The organism is Stieleria neptunia (assembly GCF_007754155.1).
Classification (GTDB): domain Bacteria; phylum Planctomycetota; class Planctomycetia; order Pirellulales; family Pirellulaceae; genus Stieleria; species Stieleria neptunia.
Genome location: NZ_CP037423.1, coordinates 9,276,729 through 9,295,812, shown reverse-complemented (window position 1 = coordinate 9,295,812; position 19,084 = coordinate 9,276,729). Strand labels below are relative to the sequence as shown.

At 60.2% G+C, this 19,084-nt stretch carries 14 protein-coding genes; 11 read left to right on the top strand and 3 right to left on the bottom strand.

Features of this window, described 5'->3' with window-relative positions; genetic code table 11:
* Positions 1 to 7: 7 nt before the first annotated feature.
* The gene (locus Enr13x_RS32485) at positions 8 to 946 is read left to right on the top strand and encodes an ABC transporter ATP-binding protein (RefSeq protein WP_145391049.1); all 939 of its coding nucleotides are present in this window, start codon (positions 8 to 10) and stop codon (positions 944 to 946) included.
* A gap of 184 nt (positions 947 to 1,130) precedes the next feature.
* Entirely contained in the window at positions 1,131 to 3,071 is a 1,941-nt protein-coding gene (locus Enr13x_RS32480; RefSeq protein WP_145391048.1) for a suppressor of fused domain protein, read from the top strand.
* A gap of 6 nt (positions 3,072 to 3,077) precedes the next feature.
* Here Enr13x_RS32480 and holA read toward each other — a convergent pair whose 3' ends face one another.
* Positions 3,078 to 4,124, bottom strand: a complete 1,047-nt coding sequence (gene holA / locus Enr13x_RS32475) for a DNA polymerase III subunit delta (RefSeq protein ID WP_145391047.1) — start codon at positions 4,122 to 4,124, stop codon at positions 3,078 to 3,080.
* 265 nt (positions 4,125 to 4,389) lie between these two features.
* Here holA and Enr13x_RS32470 point away from each other — a divergent pair, with 265 nt between their 5' ends.
* Entirely contained in the window at positions 4,390 to 5,190 is an 801-nt protein-coding gene (locus Enr13x_RS32470; RefSeq protein WP_197455517.1) for a GxxExxY protein, read from the top strand.
* A gap of 77 nt (positions 5,191 to 5,267) precedes the next feature.
* Here the strand turns inward: Enr13x_RS32470 and Enr13x_RS32465 are convergent, their stop codons facing one another.
* Positions 5,268 to 6,692, bottom strand: a complete 1,425-nt coding sequence (locus Enr13x_RS32465) for a sulfatase family protein (RefSeq protein ID WP_145391045.1) — start codon at positions 6,690 to 6,692, stop codon at positions 5,268 to 5,270.
* Between the two features lie 201 nt (positions 6,693 to 6,893).
* Entirely contained in the window at positions 6,894 to 9,218 is a 2,325-nt protein-coding gene (locus Enr13x_RS32460; protein ID WP_197455516.1) for a hypothetical protein, read from the bottom strand.
* Between the two features lie 96 nt (positions 9,219 to 9,314).
* On the opposite strand from Enr13x_RS32460, the gene mnmG reads away from it, so the two are divergent.
* From mnmG to Enr13x_RS32420, 8 genes are all read left to right on the top strand, one after another.
* Positions 9,315 to 11,150 carry a tRNA uridine-5-carboxymethylaminomethyl(34) synthesis enzyme MnmG gene (gene mnmG, locus Enr13x_RS32455; protein ID WP_145391043.1) on the top strand — a complete coding sequence of 612 codons (1,836 nt, stop codon included), beginning with the start codon at positions 9,315 to 9,317 and terminating at the stop codon, positions 11,148 to 11,150.
* Positions 11,151 to 11,729: 579 nt separating this feature from the next.
* Positions 11,730 to 12,317: a response regulator gene (locus Enr13x_RS32450; protein ID WP_182866292.1), complete on the top strand. Its 588-nt coding sequence runs from the start codon at positions 11,730 to 11,732 to the stop codon at positions 12,315 to 12,317.
* The gene (locus Enr13x_RS32445) at positions 12,318 to 13,634 is read left to right on the top strand and encodes a sensor histidine kinase (protein ID WP_145391042.1); all 1,317 of its coding nucleotides are present in this window, start codon (positions 12,318 to 12,320) and stop codon (positions 13,632 to 13,634) included.
* A gap of 376 nt (positions 13,635 to 14,010) precedes the next feature.
* A complete protein-coding gene (gatA, locus tag Enr13x_RS32440; protein WP_145391041.1) occupies positions 14,011 to 15,471 on the top strand; it encodes an Asp-tRNA(Asn)/Glu-tRNA(Gln) amidotransferase subunit GatA in 1,461 nt (486 codons plus the stop codon).
* 3 nt (positions 15,472 to 15,474) lie between these two features.
* Positions 15,475 to 16,947, top strand: coding sequence for an Asp-tRNA(Asn)/Glu-tRNA(Gln) amidotransferase subunit GatB (gene gatB, locus Enr13x_RS32435; protein ID WP_145391040.1), 1,473 nt, complete (start codon positions 15,475 to 15,477; stop codon positions 16,945 to 16,947).
* A gap of 113 nt (positions 16,948 to 17,060) precedes the next feature.
* Positions 17,061 to 17,624, top strand: a complete 564-nt coding sequence (locus tag Enr13x_RS32430) for a Uma2 family endonuclease (RefSeq protein ID WP_145391039.1) — start codon at positions 17,061 to 17,063, stop codon at positions 17,622 to 17,624.
* Positions 17,625 to 17,665: 41 nt separating this feature from the next.
* The gene (locus Enr13x_RS32425) at positions 17,666 to 18,148 is read left to right on the top strand and encodes a hypothetical protein (protein WP_145391038.1); all 483 of its coding nucleotides are present in this window, start codon (positions 17,666 to 17,668) and stop codon (positions 18,146 to 18,148) included.
* Positions 18,145 to 19,005 carry a hypothetical protein gene (locus Enr13x_RS32420; protein ID WP_145391037.1) on the top strand — a complete coding sequence of 287 codons (861 nt, stop codon included), beginning with the start codon at positions 18,145 to 18,147 and terminating at the stop codon, positions 19,003 to 19,005. The genes Enr13x_RS32425 and Enr13x_RS32420 overlap by 4 nt, the downstream gene beginning before the upstream one ends.
* The last annotated feature ends 79 nt before the right edge of the window (positions 19,006 to 19,084 follow it).

Below are 19,084 nucleotides of genomic sequence, written 5' to 3'. Positions count from 1 at the left end.
GACTCCCGTGATCAAGACAGTCGATTTGACAAAAAAGTATGGCGATGCCTTTGCGATTCGCAGCATCGACCTGGATCTGAAGGCAGGCGATCTGTTCGGGTTCATCGGACCCAACGGGGCGGGCAAGACCACGACGATGCGGATCATCGCCACCTTGCTCGAACCGAGTTGGGGCGAGGCGTACGTCTGCGATCACTCGGTCCACACCGCCCCCAAAGAGATCCGCCGGCTGGTCGGTTACATGCCCGACTTCTTCGGCGTTTACGACGACATGACCGTGGTCGAGTACTTGGAGTTCTTCGCCGCGGCGTACCGAATCAACGGCCAGCAACGACGCGAACGCGTCAATGAAATGCTGGAAATCGTCGACCTGGAATTCAAACGCGATGCCTTTGCCAATACCTTGTCGCGGGGACAGACCCAGCGACTCGGGCTGGCCCGAACGCTGCTGCACGACCCCCAAGTCCTGCTGTTGGACGAGCCCCTGTCGGGACTCGACCCCAGGGCACGGATCGAGATGCGTAACCTGTTGCGCAAGTTGGGGGAGATGGGGAAAACAATCATCGTCAGCAGCCACATTCTGCCCGAGCTGGCCGACGTCTGTAATAAGGTCGGCATCATCGATCGCGGTGAACTGAAGCAAAATGCCGAAGTCACCGAAGTCATTCGGATGGTCCGTGAACACGTCGTGCTGGTGATCCAACCGAACCGCCCGGACCAGTTGAATGCGATCATCGACTTGCTCGCCCAGCACGAGAAGGTCCAGAATTGCGAACTCGGTGATGCCTCGATCCGTGTCGTGTTGAAGCCCGACGTCGAAGAGTACAGCGACCTGCCGAAGCTGTTGATCGAAAACAACATCGATCTGAAGCGTTTCTCGGAGGAAGAGTTGGACTTGGAGTCAGCCTTTATGGCTCTGACGAAGGGGACCAGTACCCGCATGTAGGTGTTTCACCGCTGCGGTTGCTGTTGCATCAAGCACTGAAATTGACAGACTGTTCATCACAACCCGGCTGATCGGGTGATGAATCGTCCGGGCCGGGATCGACGTGCTAGGATCATGGTGGGTGGCGCGTTCACACGCGATCCTCGCTTTTCCAAGATGCCGAAATCACTCTGTTGCCCCTACCATGCTGATGCCAGACCCGGTGACGCCAGACCAGTGGTACATCAAGACCAAAAATGGAAAACGTGGTCCGTACTCGGTCCAGCAGTTGCAACGCTACGTGGACGCCGGAGCCATTGTGCCCAATTCTGGCGTGGGAAATGGACAAGGTCCGTGGGTCGCCGCCGCAACCGTCCCGGGATTGAATTTTTCAGCCGATTCCGTCACGCAAGTGTGTGCGGCCAACCAGGCCACCCCATCATCGATCACGACTGGCAACGCTGCCGCAGCGACGCTGAAGCAGCGGGCGGCGGAGCTGCAGGCGCGCGAACAGGCGTTGCAGGATCGGTCCGAAAAGTTGGACGCCCGTGGCAATGAGCTGGACGCCCGTGGCGATGAGTTGGACGCTCTGGCGATTGAGTTGGAGCGACGCGGTCGGGAGCTGGACCAGCGAGCGGAGGACATCGACCAGCGAGCGGAGGACATCGACCAGCGTGAATCGCAGTGCGACCAACAGCAGCAGGAGGTTCTGTCCCGATCGGAAGCGTTGCAGCAACGTGAAACGGAGCTGCAACGGCAGCAGGAACAGCTCGATGCCAGAGCCGAGGAGTTGGACGCGCTGGCCGCGGAGCTGGAGCAACAACGGGAACGTCAAGCGGCACGGATCGCCGAGACGCAGCAGTTGGAAACGCAACGGGAGGCCGAACAGGCGGCGCTTCAACGGCGCCGCGAAGAACTCGATGAACGCGAACAGGCGTTGGCCGACCGTGAGCAGGCGGCGCGTCAATTGGAACAGTCGCTGCAGGAGGAGCAGCAGCAGCTTGCCGACGCCGCGCCGGACGCTTCGGCCACGCCGCCGCCTGTGGTGACGTCCGACGAGGTCCCCGACGTGTCGGCCGAATCGATTCTGGAGGAAAAGAAGCGACTGTTGCAAGAGTTTGCCGATCGCCAAGAGTCCTTGTCGCGCCGCGAAGCGGAATTGATACGGCGTGAAAACGAATTGACCCGTCGCGAATTGGACATCGTCGTGACCCCTGATGCTTCGACAGAGCCCGGTTGGGAACTGGAACCCGAATCCGAAGCCACACCCGAACCGGTGGAGGCTGCGACGCCGGTCCACGATCCGACGCCCGAGCCGCCGGCGGAATCTGTTGCCGAAGAGTCTGGTTCGACGGACAGTCCGCCCGCGTCTTGGCAGGATGTGCTGGGGCGTGTCCAGGAACAGCCTGCTGATTTTGAACTGGCCGAGTACGACGAAGTTTCCGCCGCAGCCGTGGCAACGGCCGGTGACGTGGGCGTCGCCCCGACCCGAGCGACGGAGGCCCGGGCGACGGAGGACCAGCAAGCCGTTGTCGCTGCGGCCCAGACGGGATTGAGTGAACTGCGGCGACTCGCTTATGAAGAACGGTTCGGACCGCGCAGTCGCTATGACGTTGATGATGACCCTGCGATGCGAGTCGACGTCTCGGTCCATCTCCCCGAAGCCGCCCGCGATTTCACGACGCTGGTGACCAGCGGAATGAGTGACTATCCGATCCCGATGCCGAACGGCCAACGGAGCGTGCGGGCTGAACTGTTGCTGTATGTCACCCATCTGGACGAATTGGCGATCCAGGTTCTACGCGGCGCGGCCAAGCTTCCGTTTCGAAAAAAGAAGGGGCTTTCGATCGGGACGACGGAATCGCTCGATGGGCTGCACGATCCGTTGTCCGGCAGTCAGCAACAGGACTGTGTGTACATGTTGCCGGTGGTCGAATCGGATTCCAAACCGATCCAGGCGAAGGAGGTGATCGGTGGAGTGGTTCAATTGTTCTGGTTGGTGACGATCACCGAAGCGGAACGCAAACTGATTGACACCGGCGGCATTCACAAGTTTCTTTCACTGCTGGAGAAGAACAATCACGCGGTGTTCTTCGATTTGATGCGTGATTGTTATGTGAAGCGCAAGGGCTGGTTCCGGCGCTAGGACCGCTCAGGTTGCGCTGGCCAGTCGCATCACAAATTGCTCCAGCATGAACCGGTCGCGGCCGTCGGCGCTGTGCGTCCCTTTCAGCCTCAGGTCGGCATCGAGCAGCCATGCCAACAACTGGACCGCCTTTTCACGTTTCATGCGTTTCATGTCGGCGATCGCCCGCGAGATTTCGGCGGGACGATGGATGCCGGCTTGGGCCAACGAGTCTTCCAGCGTCTGGCGTTTGCCGGCGCGTTCGGCGGCCACGTGGGCCGAGGCAGCCAGCCCCAGTCGCCGCAAGGACCAGGCGATTTGGGGCAGCAGTGCGATTGCCGGTTGTCCGCCCGAAATCAATTTGTCGAGTTGCTTGATCGCTTCGGCAGCGTTGCCCGACGAGATCGCTTCGGTGATCTGCCATATCGTCTTGCCCTGCCAGCCGGCGACCACGTCTCGGACCAGTGGTTCGTCGATCGTTTCGCCGGGCGGCAGGTAGAGCGCGAGCTTGGCGATCTCGGTGTCTAAGAAACCGATGTCGTCGCCGAGCATTTCGACCAGGGCATCGGCCGCGCCGCCACTGAGTTTGGTTTGGTGGCGAGCGGCAATGTATTGGGTCAAGAACTTGCGCCGTGACGCCGCCGTGGCACCCGTCTTCTGGCCCGTTTCGCCGCTGCAGCAGACCAGTACATGCGACTTGTCGAGCGCCTTGTAGACTTTGGTGTTCGACGCCAGGGATTCGAATTGCAACACCAGACGGGCCGCCGATCCGGGCTTGGCCAGGTAGTGCTCGATTTCGGGGCGATTGGCCGAAACGAATTTGTCGGCATCGCGGATGACCACCGATCGCTTTTCGCCCATGTCAAACAACGACGCGGTCGACAATTCGTCGTTGATGTCGGCCCAACGTGCCGTCGTGCCTTCGACATCGGTGACGTCCGCCGCGCCGGTCAAGACCGACGTCGTCCAGGACGCCAACGTGTGGTCGCCGCCAAACACCGCCGCGACCGCAAAGTCGACCGGAGCGGCAGAAGAATGGCTGGTCAGAAATTCAAACGCATGTGTTTTGGGCATCCGCGTAGTCTAGCAAGTGCAAAGGCAGCGCCGAAGCAGGGGCAAGACGATGGGGGCAAGACGATGGGGGCAAGACGATGGGGGCAAGACGATGGGGGCAAGACGATGGGGGCAAGACGATGGGGGCAAGACGATGGGGGCAAGACGATGGGGGCAAGACGATGGGGGCAAGACGATGGCCCAGGGGGTGTCGCTATACTTCTTGTGTGTTGTTGTTTTGCCCCAACGTTTTGCCACCTTCCAACTCTCAACGAGAGGTGTCGTCATGCCCATCAAGGTTGACTCAGAAATTCAGGTTCTTGACCGCGACGAGTTCCAGTCATTCGCATACCGAGTCATGGGAATCATCTACTCCGCTCACAATGATTTCAGTCGTCTGATCGACGAGACTCCATTCAAAAATATCATTCGTCGGCGTTGTGAACTTGCAGGCGTAGTGCCCGCTAGGAGAGAAGTCGAAATCAAAGTGTCACACAAACACTTCTGTAAGTCGTACTATATGGATCTGCTTCTGGGCCACGCGCTGATGGTGGAAGCAAAAACCGTTGATTGTCTGACGCCTGCTCACGACGCTCAAGCAATCAACTATTTGCTTCTCTCGGGAATGAAACATGGATTGTTGGTGAATTTGCGAACGCCTCGTGTCCAAAAGCGTTTCATCTCGACCAATCTTGATTCAGCAGCTCGACACCGATTTGCGATCGATACCAAACGATGGCGAGGCGTCAATGATGCGAGCGTTAGATTACGAGAGGTATTGGAAGATCTTTTGAATGATTGGGGCGTATTCTTAACCGCATCTCTCTATCGTGAAGCCACCTTATTTCTGCTCAATGGATTCCAGGGTGCATCGAGCCGCGTTCCGATCTTTGACGGGAACTTCCAAGCTGGCATGCACGACGTGTTTTTAATCGACACTGACACAGCAATGGCCATCACAATGCTAACCGAGGGCGATGCAGAGATGGAGACGCAGTTAAAAAGACTGCTGTGTCATACAAGCCTTCGTTGTATCCAGTGGACGAATCTAAACCATCACGATGTGCGAATGACAACACTTGAATGATGACTTCGGTTGTTGCCCAATTGTCTTTCCTATTGTTTTGCCCCCATCGTTTTGCCTTGCCCGGCACCCGCCATTGCCTACTTCTTCGATCTCCGGCGTCGGTCGAGCCAGGTTTTGTATTCCCAGCGGTCTTTCCATTGCTCCAGGTGGGGTTGGTAGTCGGGGCGGTCGACCCAGAACATCGGTTGGGGATGATCCGCTGCGACGCGGCCTTCGGGGTAATCCCGGCCTGCTTCGCTGGCGTCGGTCGACGCGAGCCAGTCGCGGAGTTGCTGCCGGAGCGATTGGAAACGCTGGGGATGTTGCTCGGCGATGTTTGTGGATTCCGCCACATCGCTGGCCAGGTCGTACAGTTCAAAGGCATCCTTCTTGAAGTCTTTGGTCAGCAGTTTCCAGTTTCCGTCGACCACCGCGGCGGCGGATTTGTAGCGAAAGAAAATCGGCTCGGGGCGATCCGGCTGATCATCCGATGGACCGTCAAACAAAGGCGTCAAACTGATGCCGTCGCGGGGACGCTGCGGGGCCGGATGTGCTTGGCCGGCGAGTTCCAGGATCGTGGGCATCATGTCCATCACGCTGGCCGGATAATCGGTTTGTCGCGGTGTAACGGTTCCGGGCCATTCGATGATGCCCGGCACCCGCAAGCCGCCTTCGAAAATCGTGCCTTTGTTCCCGCGCAGTCCACCGGTCGTCGTCGGCATGATCTTGGGCAACCCGCCGTTGTCGCTGCAGTACCAGAACAGCGTTTGCTTTTCGATGCCCAGCTTGCGCAACCCGGAACGCAGCGCGCCGATGCTGCGGTCCAGCGCGACCAGTTCACCGTAGTGATGCATCGATGTTTCGTTCAGATCCGAAAACGGTGCGTTGTCTTCGGCAGACGCTTTAAAGGGAGAGTGGGGCGTGCCGTACCAGATGACCGTGAAGAACGGTTGGTCGGATGCGGATTGACGTTCGATGTGCCGAAGCGCTTGCTCCATGATCACGTCCGACGAATCGCCCCGGTGATCTTCAAACTCTCCGCCGCGGCTGAGCAAGGGATCGCGATCGAAGAAGTTGGTCACCGACAGCCAATGGTCAAAGCCGAACGTGCCGGGATGGAATTTGTCGCCGCGCAGGATCGGTGCACCGGGGCCACGCAATCCGTTGAGGTGCCATTTGCCGAAGTGGGCGGTCTGGTAACCCGCTTGGGAGAGCACCTGTGGCAACGTGATTTCTTGGTGACGCAAGGCATAGCCGTGTTCGGGGACGCCGACTCGGTAACAGGACCGGCCGGTCAACACGGCGGCGCGGGTCGGCGAGCAGACCGGGGCACCGGCGTAAAACCGATTGAACCGCAGCCCGGACTCGCTCATCGCGTCCAAGTTCGGTGTTTGCAGCCGCGGGTGATCGTTGTAACTGGTTTCGCCCCAGCCTTGATCGTCGGCCATCACCAAGATGATGTTCGGTCGGGCGGCTTGGGCCGCAACGGGAAGCAACGCCAGGATCAACAACAGGTAACGCATCACGGGCTCCGGGGCAGGGAAGGGCAGGGGGGAGCCGTAGTTTAACCGCTAGTGCTGCGTTGCAACTTATCTCTTCGGGTGGCGCGTTTGATCGGAAACGGGGTCAGGAACCAAAAATGCGAAGCACCCTTCGGGCCATTTGGTTTTTGGTTCCTGACCCCCTTTCCGTGGACAATCCTAAGAATCAGCCGCAACGCAGCACTAGCGTGATCGGAAGCCGAGGATTCGGGCCCGCGGGGCGAGCCCGCCGGTGGCGATCGGTTGGTCCAACAAGTAGCTGCCCGTGTTGCCGGCCTGGTCGGTGGCGTCGACACGCAGATAGATTTCATGGGGCAACTTCGGATCGGCCGGCCAGACGTACAGCCCGTCGTTGCGAAGCCCCGCGGCGATGGTCGTCCACGGCCCGTCGATCGAATCACTGAACGCGATCGCGACCGGGCGGTTCATCAGGTTTTCATCGCTGCACTCATAGCGAATGATCAACGACCCCGTCCGATCGCCTTCGCCGTAACGGGCCGACGTGATTTTGATCTTGGGCAGCGTCTGGTCCACGATCACCGCGATGTCGGGTTGATCACCGGGCAACGGGCGCGGGCTAGCCAAACCGTTGTTGCCGAGCACGACGATGCGAAACGCAAAGACGCCTTCGCCCTTGGTTTCGATGTCAAAGGGGCTGGTCCGATCCGGGTCGGCGCCCCATCGTTTCCAAGTCCGCCCGGCATCAAGACTGCCGTACAACTCGACCGCTTCGGTCCCCGAGGCCCCGACGGCTTCGAGTTCGTATTCCAAACTGAAGCGATTGGAGTTGCTCCAGCGAAAGGGAACCGTGCGGGCCAGTTGGGCTCGATCGTAGCGTTGTTGTTGCTCGCGGCTGAGTTGTTCGGCTCGCTCGGCCCGGTCGCGCCGTTGATCCTCCGGCGTGCTGCTCGGAGCGGGCGTCGGAATCGGTTCCGCGGCGGGGCCGGGCGACGGCCGATTCGGCGTCGTCTGGGATCGCGGGGTGATCGGCCGCAAGGCTTCTTCGAGTGTCCGAGACCGTTGGGGCGTGGATTCGCCGTCCGCATCGGCTTTCGCATCGGCTTTCGGCCGTGGGATCGACTCGGTGATCGGGGCGCCGGGCGATTTCGGCGGGGCCAGGTTCAGCGTCGGCGCGTCGGCGGATTCCGGCTTCGGTGTCGGCAACGTTTCCGGCGTCGCCGCGGGCGTCGTTGCAGGTGCCGGCGGCGGCTCTGCGGGTGCGGATTCGGGTTGCGGTGCCGGCAGCACCTCGATGCCTTCGGGCGTCAGCTTGGCGGTCAGCCCCGACGCGGGCAACGTCATCGGACGCGACGGCGTGCCGGGCAATCGGGCCGCGGGTGAAGGGGGCGCGGGCGTCGTTGCCGTGCCTGCGGGGGCGGGTTCGATCGGTTTGGTCCGCGGTCGAGTGGTGGGGCCGAACGCCGAACCGAAAGACTGCAGCGAACGTCCCGTGGCCGGTGTGGTGGCCGGGGCGGTGCCGCGGACGGGGGGGCTCGCGTTGCCGGTCGATCGCAGCGGACCCGAACCCGGCGACTGCAATGCGGCGCCACTCGCGGGCGATGGCGGGGATGTCGTCGCGGGGGTCGGCGTTGTTGTCGGCGGTGACGTCGGGTTGTCGGCCGTCGGGCCGAGCCGATAGCTGGGCGGATCGCTCGGGCCGGCGACGGTTTGGATCCGCAACTGGTTGGGCGACGCGGCCATCCGTGGCCGTTGGGTTGCCGCCACGCGGGGACGGCGGAACGTTTTCGCCTGGACCGATGCGTTGCCGATCGAGTCGGTGGCCGTGACATGCACGGACATCTGTTGCCAATCGTCGGCGGGCCGAATCGAGAACCGGCCTTCCTGATCAATGGACGCGTTGGGGACCGTGACCCATTGGCGTCCGACGTCGGTCGCATACAGCACGCGGAGCGTGGCGACTTGGTGCGGATCGGTCAGTGTCAACTGGGCCGAAAGGTTGCCGCCGACGTCGGCGCCGGCTTGCAGATCGATCGCCGGCCCGGTCGTGTCGATAAAGATCTTGCGTTCCGGTGAGAGCTTTTCGGTCGGTCGGGGGGGCGTGTCCAAATCGGTCGCGTGGGTGAACCAGTAGTCCCCATCGGCGGTCGCTTCGAAGTGGAATTGCTGGATCGGCAGGGGCTGCTCGGCCGCCTTGTCCCAGGTTTGTCCGCGGTCGGAGGAGACGTAGAGCCGCACCGTCGTCGCTCCGCTGTCCCGTTCCATCTGAAATGGGATATCAAAAACCCGAGATGTGAGGACAATGGCGTCCGGGTCGACCGCCAACGCCGGAACGGCGAAGATGGCGAACAGGGCCCCCATCGCGATCGACAGTCCGACGGAATGGTCTTCCGGTCGGCGTACCGCAGGTCTTCGGCGGGGTGCCGTCGGGATGAACGGGGGGCGATGACTGATCGCCCGGACGAATTGGCGGAAAACGCCCATCGGATGTACCGGAGTCGAAAGAAACGGGTGTACCTCATCTTCCGGTTCGGCAAAATGAAGGGCCATTCTTGATGGGGAAGCAGGAAAAAGTGTTGCATCGAGTGTTTCTCCGCGGCCGGTGAGGTCCCCGGCGGTGGTGCCAAGGCAAATGAGTAAGAGTTCATGATTCAGTATCAATACGATGTCGTGGTGATCGGGGCAGGCCATGCCGGGACCGAGGCGGCTGCCGCGGCGGCTCGGTTGGGCGCGCGGACGGCGCTGCTGACGACCAATCTGGATACCGTCGGGCAGATGTCCTGCAATCCGGCGATCGGTGGCGTCGCCAAAGGCCAGATCGTCCGCGAAGTCGATGCGCTCGGCGGGTTGATGGGGCATGCGATTGACGCGACCGGCATTCAGTTTCGACTGCTCAATTGCCGCAAGGGGCCGGCGATGCACAGCCCCCGGGCACAAGCCGACAAGAAGGCGTATCAGCAATACATCAAGCACGCGATCGAATTGCAGAGCGACTTGGATCTGCGTCAAGAAACCGTCGAAGACCTGTTGACCGAAACCACCGCCGAGGGCGAGCGGATCGTCGGGGTCCGCGTCCGCGGCCAAGCCGAGTATCGCGCCGCGGTGGTGGTGTTGACCACCGGCACGTTTTTGTCAGCGATCATGCACACCGGCGAATCCAAGACCGCCGGCGGCCGTGCCGGAGAGGGAACGACGACGGGGATCAGCGGCGCGCTGAATCGATTGGGATTCCAAATCGATCGATTCAAGACGGGCACACCGGCGCGATTGAACCGCCGCACGATCGACTACGCCAGCTTGGACGAACAGCCCGGCGATGAGGTGCCCCAACCGTTTTCGTTTCTCAACGATTCCTTGTCGATCGATCAGGTGCCCTGTCACATCGCGATGACCAATGAAGCCGTGCACGATCTGATTCGCGCCAATCTTCATCGCGCGCCGATGTACAGCGGACAAATCAACACACGCGGGCCGCGCTACTGTCCTTCGATCGAAGACAAGGTCGTTCGCTTTGCCGATAAAAACAGCCACCAGTTGTTCCTTGAACCGGAAGGCCATCACACCGAAGAGGTTTACGTCAACGGGATCTCGACCAGTCTGCCACGCGACGTCCAGGACGGGATGTTCCGGCTGATTCCCGGATTGGAACGGGCAACCATCATGCGTTACGGTTACGCCGTGGAGTATGACTATTGTCCGCCCACGCAGCTCTGGCCGCACCTGGAATCCAAACGCGTGTCGGGGTTGTATCTCGCCGGCCAAATCAACGGCACGACCGGGTACGAAGAGGCGGCCGGACAAGGTTTGATCGCCGGTCTCAATGCGGCGCGGCAAGTCGCCGGTCAATCCACTTGGGTCCCGACTCGCGATCAAGCTTACATCGGTGTGTTGGTCGACGATCTGGTCACCAGCGGCACCGACGAACCCTATCGAATGTTTACCAGCCGGGCGGAATATCGACTGCTGCTGCGGCAAGACAACGCCGATCGCCGATTGACCCCCGATGCCGATGCGTTGGGATTGATCGATGACCAGCGACGCCAGACGTTTGCATCCAAACTTGCCGACATCGACCGAGCGATCGAGTTGCTCGGGTCGGTGCGGATCAACACGCCCAAGGGAGACGTCAAGGGCGACGTTTATCTTCGTCGGCCCGAAGTCGATTGGGCGAAAATGTGCGAGTTCATTCCCCAGCTTGCGACCATCGGCAACCAGGCCGCACAGCAAGTCGTTTACGACATCAAATACGAAGGCTATGTCAGTCGGCAACGCGACGAAGTTGCCCGTCAGCAGCGGATGCTGAAAAAGAAAATTCCCGGCGGATTCGATTACGCCGCGATCACCGCGATGCGCAACGAAGCCAAAGAGAAACTCAGTCACATTCGGCCGGTCTCGCTCGACCAGGCGCAGCGGATCAGCGGAATCACGCCGGCGGATATCGCGTTATTGCTGGCCTATCTCGAAGCCCCGTCGTCAAGGTGATGCAATTGCCTTTGAATCGACTGGGCTGATCGAACGCCAGAGCGGGCCGGCGGCTCGCGAAAGTCTTGACGGGCTGTCGATTTAGTTGGGATCTGCTGAGTCTATGGTGAGCCGCTGGCCGTAAGGCCTCGGGCAGCGTCGCAGTGCCCGGCCGCTTACGCGTCGCGGCTCACCAAAACGACAGCCCGTTGACGACTTCCGCTACGATCAACGCCGCCACTTTTACAATCAACGTCCCGCACTGATCGTTGGCTGTTCAAAGTTCGCCGGTAACCTATCTTGACCTATTCTGGGGATTCGGTAAGATTCGTTGGTCGGGCAAGATCGGCAAGCTTGAGGGTTTCGGAGTTTGCTGTTACTTACGTTTTTGACGCAAATTGGCAATGAAATGCTCTTGTGCGGAAGCGTGGGGGTTTTGCTAAAAGAAGCCTGTCGTGCTGGTTTGGTGACCGGCACAAGAGTGCCGGCGAATGCTAGCACGGAAAGACATGGAACAGGGTGAAGCTTCCACGAAGCTTCACTCGCGACAAACGCACAGGTTGGGAAACGGCTCGTCCTGCAGGGAGGATGGTTTCTGCGATGACCACGAAGACGGTCTTTACGACAGGCGAAGCGGCTAAAATCTGCAAAGTCAGCCAGCAGACGATCATTCGTTGCTTTGACAATGGTTCGCTGAAGGGCTTCCGGGTGCCGGGAAGCAAATTTCGACGTATTCCACGTGAACAGCTCTACCTGTTCATGAAGGACAACGGGATACCGACAGACGCCCTGGAGAGCGGCAAGAAGAAGTTGTTGATTGTCGATGACGACCAGGATCTGGTCGAATTGATGAAGGACGGCTTTGAACGCGACGGGCGATTCGACATCCGCACGGCCAACAACGGCTTTGATGCCGGCATGGGCGTGAAGGAATTTCGACCGGATTTGGTCGTGTTGGACGTGATGTTGCCCGACATCAACGGCAAAGAAGTCTGCCAGCGGGTCCGCAGCGATCCGGCCTTGGACATGGTCAAGATTCTTTGCATTTCCGGGATGGTGGAGCACAACAAGGTTGACGCGCTGCGTGCCGCCGGTGCGAACGACTTCATGCAGAAGCCGTTTGCGATCGACGACTTGGTGTTGCGATCTTGCGATCTGCTGGAAATGGAACGCAAAGTCCCGAATTAGATGAATGCGGTGACGAGTCTCCGCGACCAGTCGAACGAATTCCCGTTTCCGGGCTCGGTATTGGAGCTCGGCTGGTGGGGCGTTCTGCCGCCCATCTCGCGCGACGGCAAACGCTGGTGGTTGCCACTATCGGACACCGCCATGGTCGCAATTTCGACGGCGATTTCCGGGTCCGATGCCGGCTGGCGGGACGTCAATCCGCTGGTCGTCAGCCGGGTGACATCCGCGTTTCTCGAAGACCCGCCGTTGTTGTTGTACGCCCTGCTGCGCTGGCCGGGTGATGAATTTGTATCGGCGACGGAGCTGGCGGAGTGGTTCATCGGTGCGGCACCGGGTGAATTCGCCGACGGTGAGTGGATTCTTGTGGCGCCGGAGGTCACCAACGCGCACCAGCATCGTTGGTCCCGTTTGTTGGCCCGCAGCCGAACGACCGAGCCGAACGAATGGTTGGCCGCAGCGGCGGAGTGGCTGCAGGTCTTAGGGCCGGCGATCGATTCGGATTGGATCGAGCATTTGCCGGCGGTGATTTGGGACTGTATCGCCGAGCCGAAACGCAAACTCGAAGGCAGTCGTTTGCTGCAGCAATGGGCGCGGGCTCGGGAGCGGGAGTTGGTGGCCGAGTCCAGCCTGTCCGCGCTGGCCGAGAAACGCAAGCTGGCTGCCGCGAAGCAGTTGGCTTATGGATTGAGCCACGAAATCAACAATCCGTTGGCGAATATTTCCGCCCGAGCGCAACAGCTCGCCCGCGAGGAAGCCGATCCACAGCGTCAGCAATCGCTTCAGCAAATCGTCCAACAGGTCTATCGCGCCCATGAGATGATTGCGGGTTTGATGTTTTTCGCCAATCCGCCGGACGTCGATCGGGAACGCGTCGATTTGAACGCGCTGGTCGAGGCGGCCGGAGAGGAATTCGACGCGATCGCTGCGGAATTCGATATCCGGTTGTTGGCCGAAACGCTGCCGGAGCCGGCGATGGTGACGGTGGATCGAGCGATGATCCTGGAAGCGATTCGAATCTTGCTGCGAAATTCGATCGAGGCGATCGGCAGCGGCGGGACCGTCGTGCTGTCGATGGAGCGTGTGGAGGGCCCGTCGCGGGATCCGCAGTGGTTGATCCACGTCGCCGACAGCGGACCGGGGCTGAGCGTCGAAGCCTCCAAGCATGCCTTTGATCCGTTTTACAGTGGCCGGGAGGCCGGCCGCGGGTTGGGGCTGGGGCTTTGCCGAGCCTACCGTGTCGCCCAATTGCACGACGCCACCATTCGACTCTCCGGCGGCTTGGCCGGTTGCGTCGCCACGATCGCGATCCCGGATTGATCTGCGAGTGTTGGTGTGCAGGCTTCAGCCGCCCGCTGTCGCTGCTCCGCAGCGAGCGGGGAATCGCCTAAAGAGACCGTCCAGCTTAGGGCTAGCGCGAAACGCGACAAATCTGAATGATCAGACCGAATGGGTGAGAGGTGGTCGGCGGAGGGGTGTGCGACGTCCTTTCTAGGTCGTCGCGCAGAGCCCCACGGGCGACGGCCCGGAAGGGCCATCGTACATCCGAAAAGCGATCGACTTAAGCTGGACGGTCTCTAAAGGCTGGATACCAACGTGCCCTCGATTCCCCCCTTGATGCCCGGTGGTCGATCGGCGGGTGATGGTCGATAATTCGTAGCTGTCATCCATTTGGTCGAAACGAGTCACCCCCTTCATGCTTGATTCTGCTTTGGAAGTGCTGCGATTGCAGGCCGCTGGCGAGGCGTCGGCGGTTGAAATCGCCGAGCGCGCCCTGGACGCGATCGAGGCGTCTCAGTCGACGCACAACGCTTACACCCACGTCGATCGCGAGTCGGCGGTCGCGGCCGCCAAATCCGTCGATGCCAAGCGTGCCGCCGGACAACCGCTCGGGGCGCTGGCCGGTGTGCCGATCGCCGTCAAAGACGTGTTGTGCACGTCGGACATGCCGACGACCTGTTCGTCAGAAATGCTGCGTGGCTTTCGTCCGCCCTACGATGCGACCGTCGTCGGAAAGCTCCGCGCCGCCGACGCCGTGATCGTCGGCAAGACGAATATGGATGAGTTCGCGATGGGGGCGAGTACCGAAACGAGTGCATTCGGGATCACCAAGAACCCCTGGGACACGTCTCGCACACCCGGCGGCAGCAGCGGTGGGGCGGCCGCGGCGGTGGCCGCCGGGACCGTTCCGCTGAGTCTGGGCACCGACACCGGAGGCTCCATCCGTCAGCCCGCGGCGTTTTGTGGCGTGACGGGATTGAAGCCGACCTATGGTCGGGTCAGCCGATACGGGTTGGTGGCCTTTGCCAGCAGTTTGGACCAGATCGGTCCGATGGCCTGGTCGGCCGACGAGTGTGCCTTGTTGATGAATGTGATCGCGGGGTTTGAGCCGCGGGATTCGACGTCGCTGGACCAAGCCGTTCCCGATTTCACGTTGGCGACCGAATCCAATGACCTTCGCGGTGTGCGAATCGGGGTGTTGCGTGAATCGGCGCAAGCCGAAGGCATCGACGAATCGATTCGAAACGCGGTCAAGCATGCGATCGGCGTGTTTGCGGAATTGGGCGCCGAGATCGTCGATGTCGATCTGCCGCACCGTGAGTATTGGGTGCCGACCTATTACGTGATCGCGCCCAGCGAGGCGAGCAGCAATTTGTCTCGTTATGACGGGGCGCACTATGGACATCGCGCCGGCGCCGAGGCGAAGGATCTGGTGTCGATGTATTGCCGCAGTCGTGCCGAGGGGTTTGGCGCGGAAGTCAAACGCCGCATCATGATCGGGACCTACGCACTCAGTGAAGGGTACGCGGACGAGTACTACAACAAAGCGCTTAAGGTACGGCGATTGATTCGGGGCGACTATGACGCCGCGTTCTCACAAGTCGATCTGATGTTGGGGCCGGTTACACCGACGCCGGCGTTTCCGCTGGGCGACAAGATTGACGATCCGATCCAGATGTATCTGTGTGACCTGTTCACCGTCGGCGCGAACCTGGCTGGCGTTCCCGCGATTTCGTTGCCGGGCGGATTCGATCCGTCGGGGTTGCCGATCGGGATTCAATTGCAGGCCCCGACGTTGGAGGAAAGTCGCTTGCTGTTTGCGGCATCCGCCTTCCAGTCGGCGACCGATTATCACACCCAACGACCGAATCAATAAACGATGTCACAGCTACCGACCACGACGATCATCGGACTGGAAGTCCACGTTCAACTGAAGACGGCAACCAAGTTGTTTTGCGGTTGCAGCACCAAGTTTGGCAGTCCCCCCAACACCCAGGTCTGTCCCGTCTGTTTGGGCCTGCCCGGCGCCTTGCCCGTGATCAACGAGCACGCGATCGAGTTGGCGATCCGGGCCGGATTGGCGATCAATTGTGACATCCCGCCGCTGACCAAATGGGATCGCAAACAGTACTTCTATCCCGATTTGCCCAAGGGGTACCAGATCAGCCAGTTTGATCTGCCGATCTGTGCCGATGGGTGTTTGGAAATCGTCGACCCGGCCGACGCCGACGCCACCCGCAGGATCGGGATCACCCGCGCCCACTTGGAAGAGGACGCCGGCAAGAGCATGCACGACGAGGCGGCCGGCCGGGCCGACAGCCGCATCGATCTGAATCGTTGTGGGACACCGCTGTTGGAGATCGTTAGCGAGCCGGATTTGCGAACGGCCGAAGAGGCGCTGGCGTATCTGACCAAGCTGAAAGAGATCATGACGCACTTGGGCGTCTCGGATTGTGAGATGCAAGAAGGCAGTCTGCGCGTGGACGCCAACGTCAACTTGCACATCGACAAACATGGCCAGCGGATTGCCACGCCGATCGTCGAAGTCAAAAACATGAACAGCTTTCGCAACGTCGTCGCGGCGCTGCACTTTGAAGTCGATCGACAGTATGCCGAGTGGGAAGAAACCGGCCACACGATCGAGACCCACGGCAAGCGCACGTTCGGTTGGGACGACGTCAAGGGCGTGACGTATCCGCAGCGCGAGAAAGAAGAATCCGCCGACTATCGCTATTTCCCCTGTCCGGACTTGTTGCCGATTCGCATCCCCAGCGAACGCGTCGAAGAGATCCGCGGGTCACTCGGGGAGACACCCGAAGAAACCCGCGAACGATTGCAGTCTCAGTACGGCATCAAAGCCTACGACGCCGACGTGATCGTTTCCCAAGGCCGCGCGATGGTCGAGTACTTCGATGCCGTCGCGATGGCCAGCGGCGAGGGGAAACGGGCCAGCAGCTGGATCCAGCAGGACGTGATGCGAACCTTGAAAGAGCAGGGCGGGGACATCGAATCGTTCGGCGTGACGGCCGAACAGCTCGCCCAACTGTTGTCCAAAGTCAGCAGCGGAGAACTGACCAACGACCGCGCCCGCGACGTGTTCAAACACCTTAGCGAAAACGGCGGCGACGTCGACCAGGCGATCAAGGCGTTGGGGATCGAAGCGGTCGACGATTCGGAAATGGAAACGCTGGTCAAGGAGTTGCTCACGGCCAACCCCAAGGTCGTCGACGATGTCAAAAACGGCAATCAAAAAGCCGTCGGTTCGCTGATCGGCCAAGCCCGCGGCAAAAACCCCAACGCCAATCCGCAAAAGGTTCGCGAGATCGCGCTGCGGTTGATCGAACAGGCGTGAGTCGTTCACGGCATAGGCCGGATCCTGGGGACAAGTCTGGTATCATCAATGGCAGTGACTGATCGATCGACCAGCGTGTCCTGCTGGTATCCCCTTCCAAGGCAATCAGTGTGATGAGCAGCATTCCCGCAAGGCCATTCGTGTCGATCGAGGATTACCTGAGCGGCGAAGTTGAGTCGGAAGTCAAGCATGAATATCTGGCCGGACATGTTTACGCCATGGTCGGTGCGACCAATGCACACAACTTGATCGCCAGCAATGTGCTGGGGCTTTTACACGCGCAACTTGCGGGGCGCGGTTGCCGCGTCTTCAACTCCGATACAAAGGTCCGCCTGCGACGTGAACACGGAACGTATTTCTACTATCCAGATGTGATGGTGGCGTGCACGTTGAATCCGCTTGAGGAGACCTTTCAAGATTCTCCCGTTGTCATCATCGAAGTGCTCTCCGACAGCACTGGACGTACCGATGAGGGAGAGAAACGCGAGGCGTATCTTTCGATTCAGACGCTTGAAGCGTATGTGCTGATGGAACAAGCCTTGAAATCGGCAGTGGTTTACACCCGCGGGGATTCAGGCTTCCTTCGTCAGGAGTACGGTGCAGGAGAGCGGTTCGAATTGCCGATTGAAAATCTGAGTCTGGAGCTTGATCGGGCGTATGAGGGTTTAGCGATTTAAACGATCAGGCAGGTTGCGTCAAAGTTGCTTGAGAGGATGGCATGGACACCGAAACTCGCCGACCGCGTCGCGATCCGCTGTTCGTGCTGATCCTCTTTGGGGTTTGTGTGGTGACGGTTTGGTTGTTGCTGATGCCGTTTTATCCGGCGATCGCCCGTGTGACGATGAAGCGTTTTCATCTGTCGACCGAGTCGTTTGCGTGTTGGGCCATCCAGGCTCCGGTTCCGGCGATGTACAACTTTGGCAATCAATATGAGATCCGTGATTTACCGGAAGGCTTGATCACGCCGGTGCTCGATTCGAGTCGAGCCCGCTACATCAATCACTTTCCGACTCGGGTGCTGACGTTTGCCAACGGACGCTTTTCGTTGCTCAGTCCCGGCCAGGATCGCTGGGTGACGATCAGGTCGTCTTACCGCGGCGAGACGTTGGAAACCAAAATCCATGCCAAGCCGATCGGCGGAGGCAGATTCGAGTGGATTGGCGAGTCTTCTGAAATCATCTCGCCCCGAGGTGCCCGGTGATGTTTAGCGGGGAAACGGCGAACGGGAGTGGGGAGGAAGTCGAGGTCGAGGCGCCTTTCTCGGGGCGGGTGTTGTGGGCCTACTTGATCGTGCAGCTGGGCGTGTTCGGGGGTCTGGCGTGGAAGTACGAATTCTTTCTGCTGGCCGACCAGGTCTATCATCGACTGCCGTTGTCGGATCCGTTCTTTCCCGCCTGGCTGCAATCGGCCGAGGTCATTCGTTGGGCCTATCTCGGATCACTCGCTGCGATCATCTTGGGCGTGGTCGGCATGTTGCCGTGGATCCGCTGTCTTTGTGCGTTGGCACAGGTCGGTTGCCTGGGAGTCATGCTGATCCACCAGGGCAGTCACAACGACATGACGTTTGCGACCAGTTTGTGGGTTTCGATTTGGGTGTTTTGGTTTGCGACACGGATGGACCGGGACGAGCCATCGGAGTTGCTTCGTCGCGGAGCGTTTCTGGCCCGCGCGATCGCGTCGATGATTCTGCTCGGCGGTGCGGTCGGCAAGTGGACGGCGGAGTACTGGTCGGGTGAAGTGTTTTACGACATCTATTTTCGCGAACGCGATTTCTGGGTGTTCAACTATTTGCGCGAGAGCTACGACGCCGAGACGCTGCGTGGCATCGCGACCTGGTACAGCCGCAAGGTGATTGTGGTGGAGACGCTGTTCGGATTCGGGTTGTGGTTGCTGCCGCCGAAGTGGGCGGCTGCGACGGGCGTGGCGATCTTCTTTTCGATCGCGTTCTTTTCCAACTACCTTTTGTTTTCGGTGCTGTTGTCGATGATCGGATTATCGGCGGTCGGTTTTTTTGTGCCGAAAACGATGAACGACGCTTCGACCCGTGGCACCGGCTGACGCGGCGTGCCACATCAACCGTGTGGGCTCGCGTGAACACAACCCAAGATCCCGCGCGTTGAGTGTCGATCCTGGATCG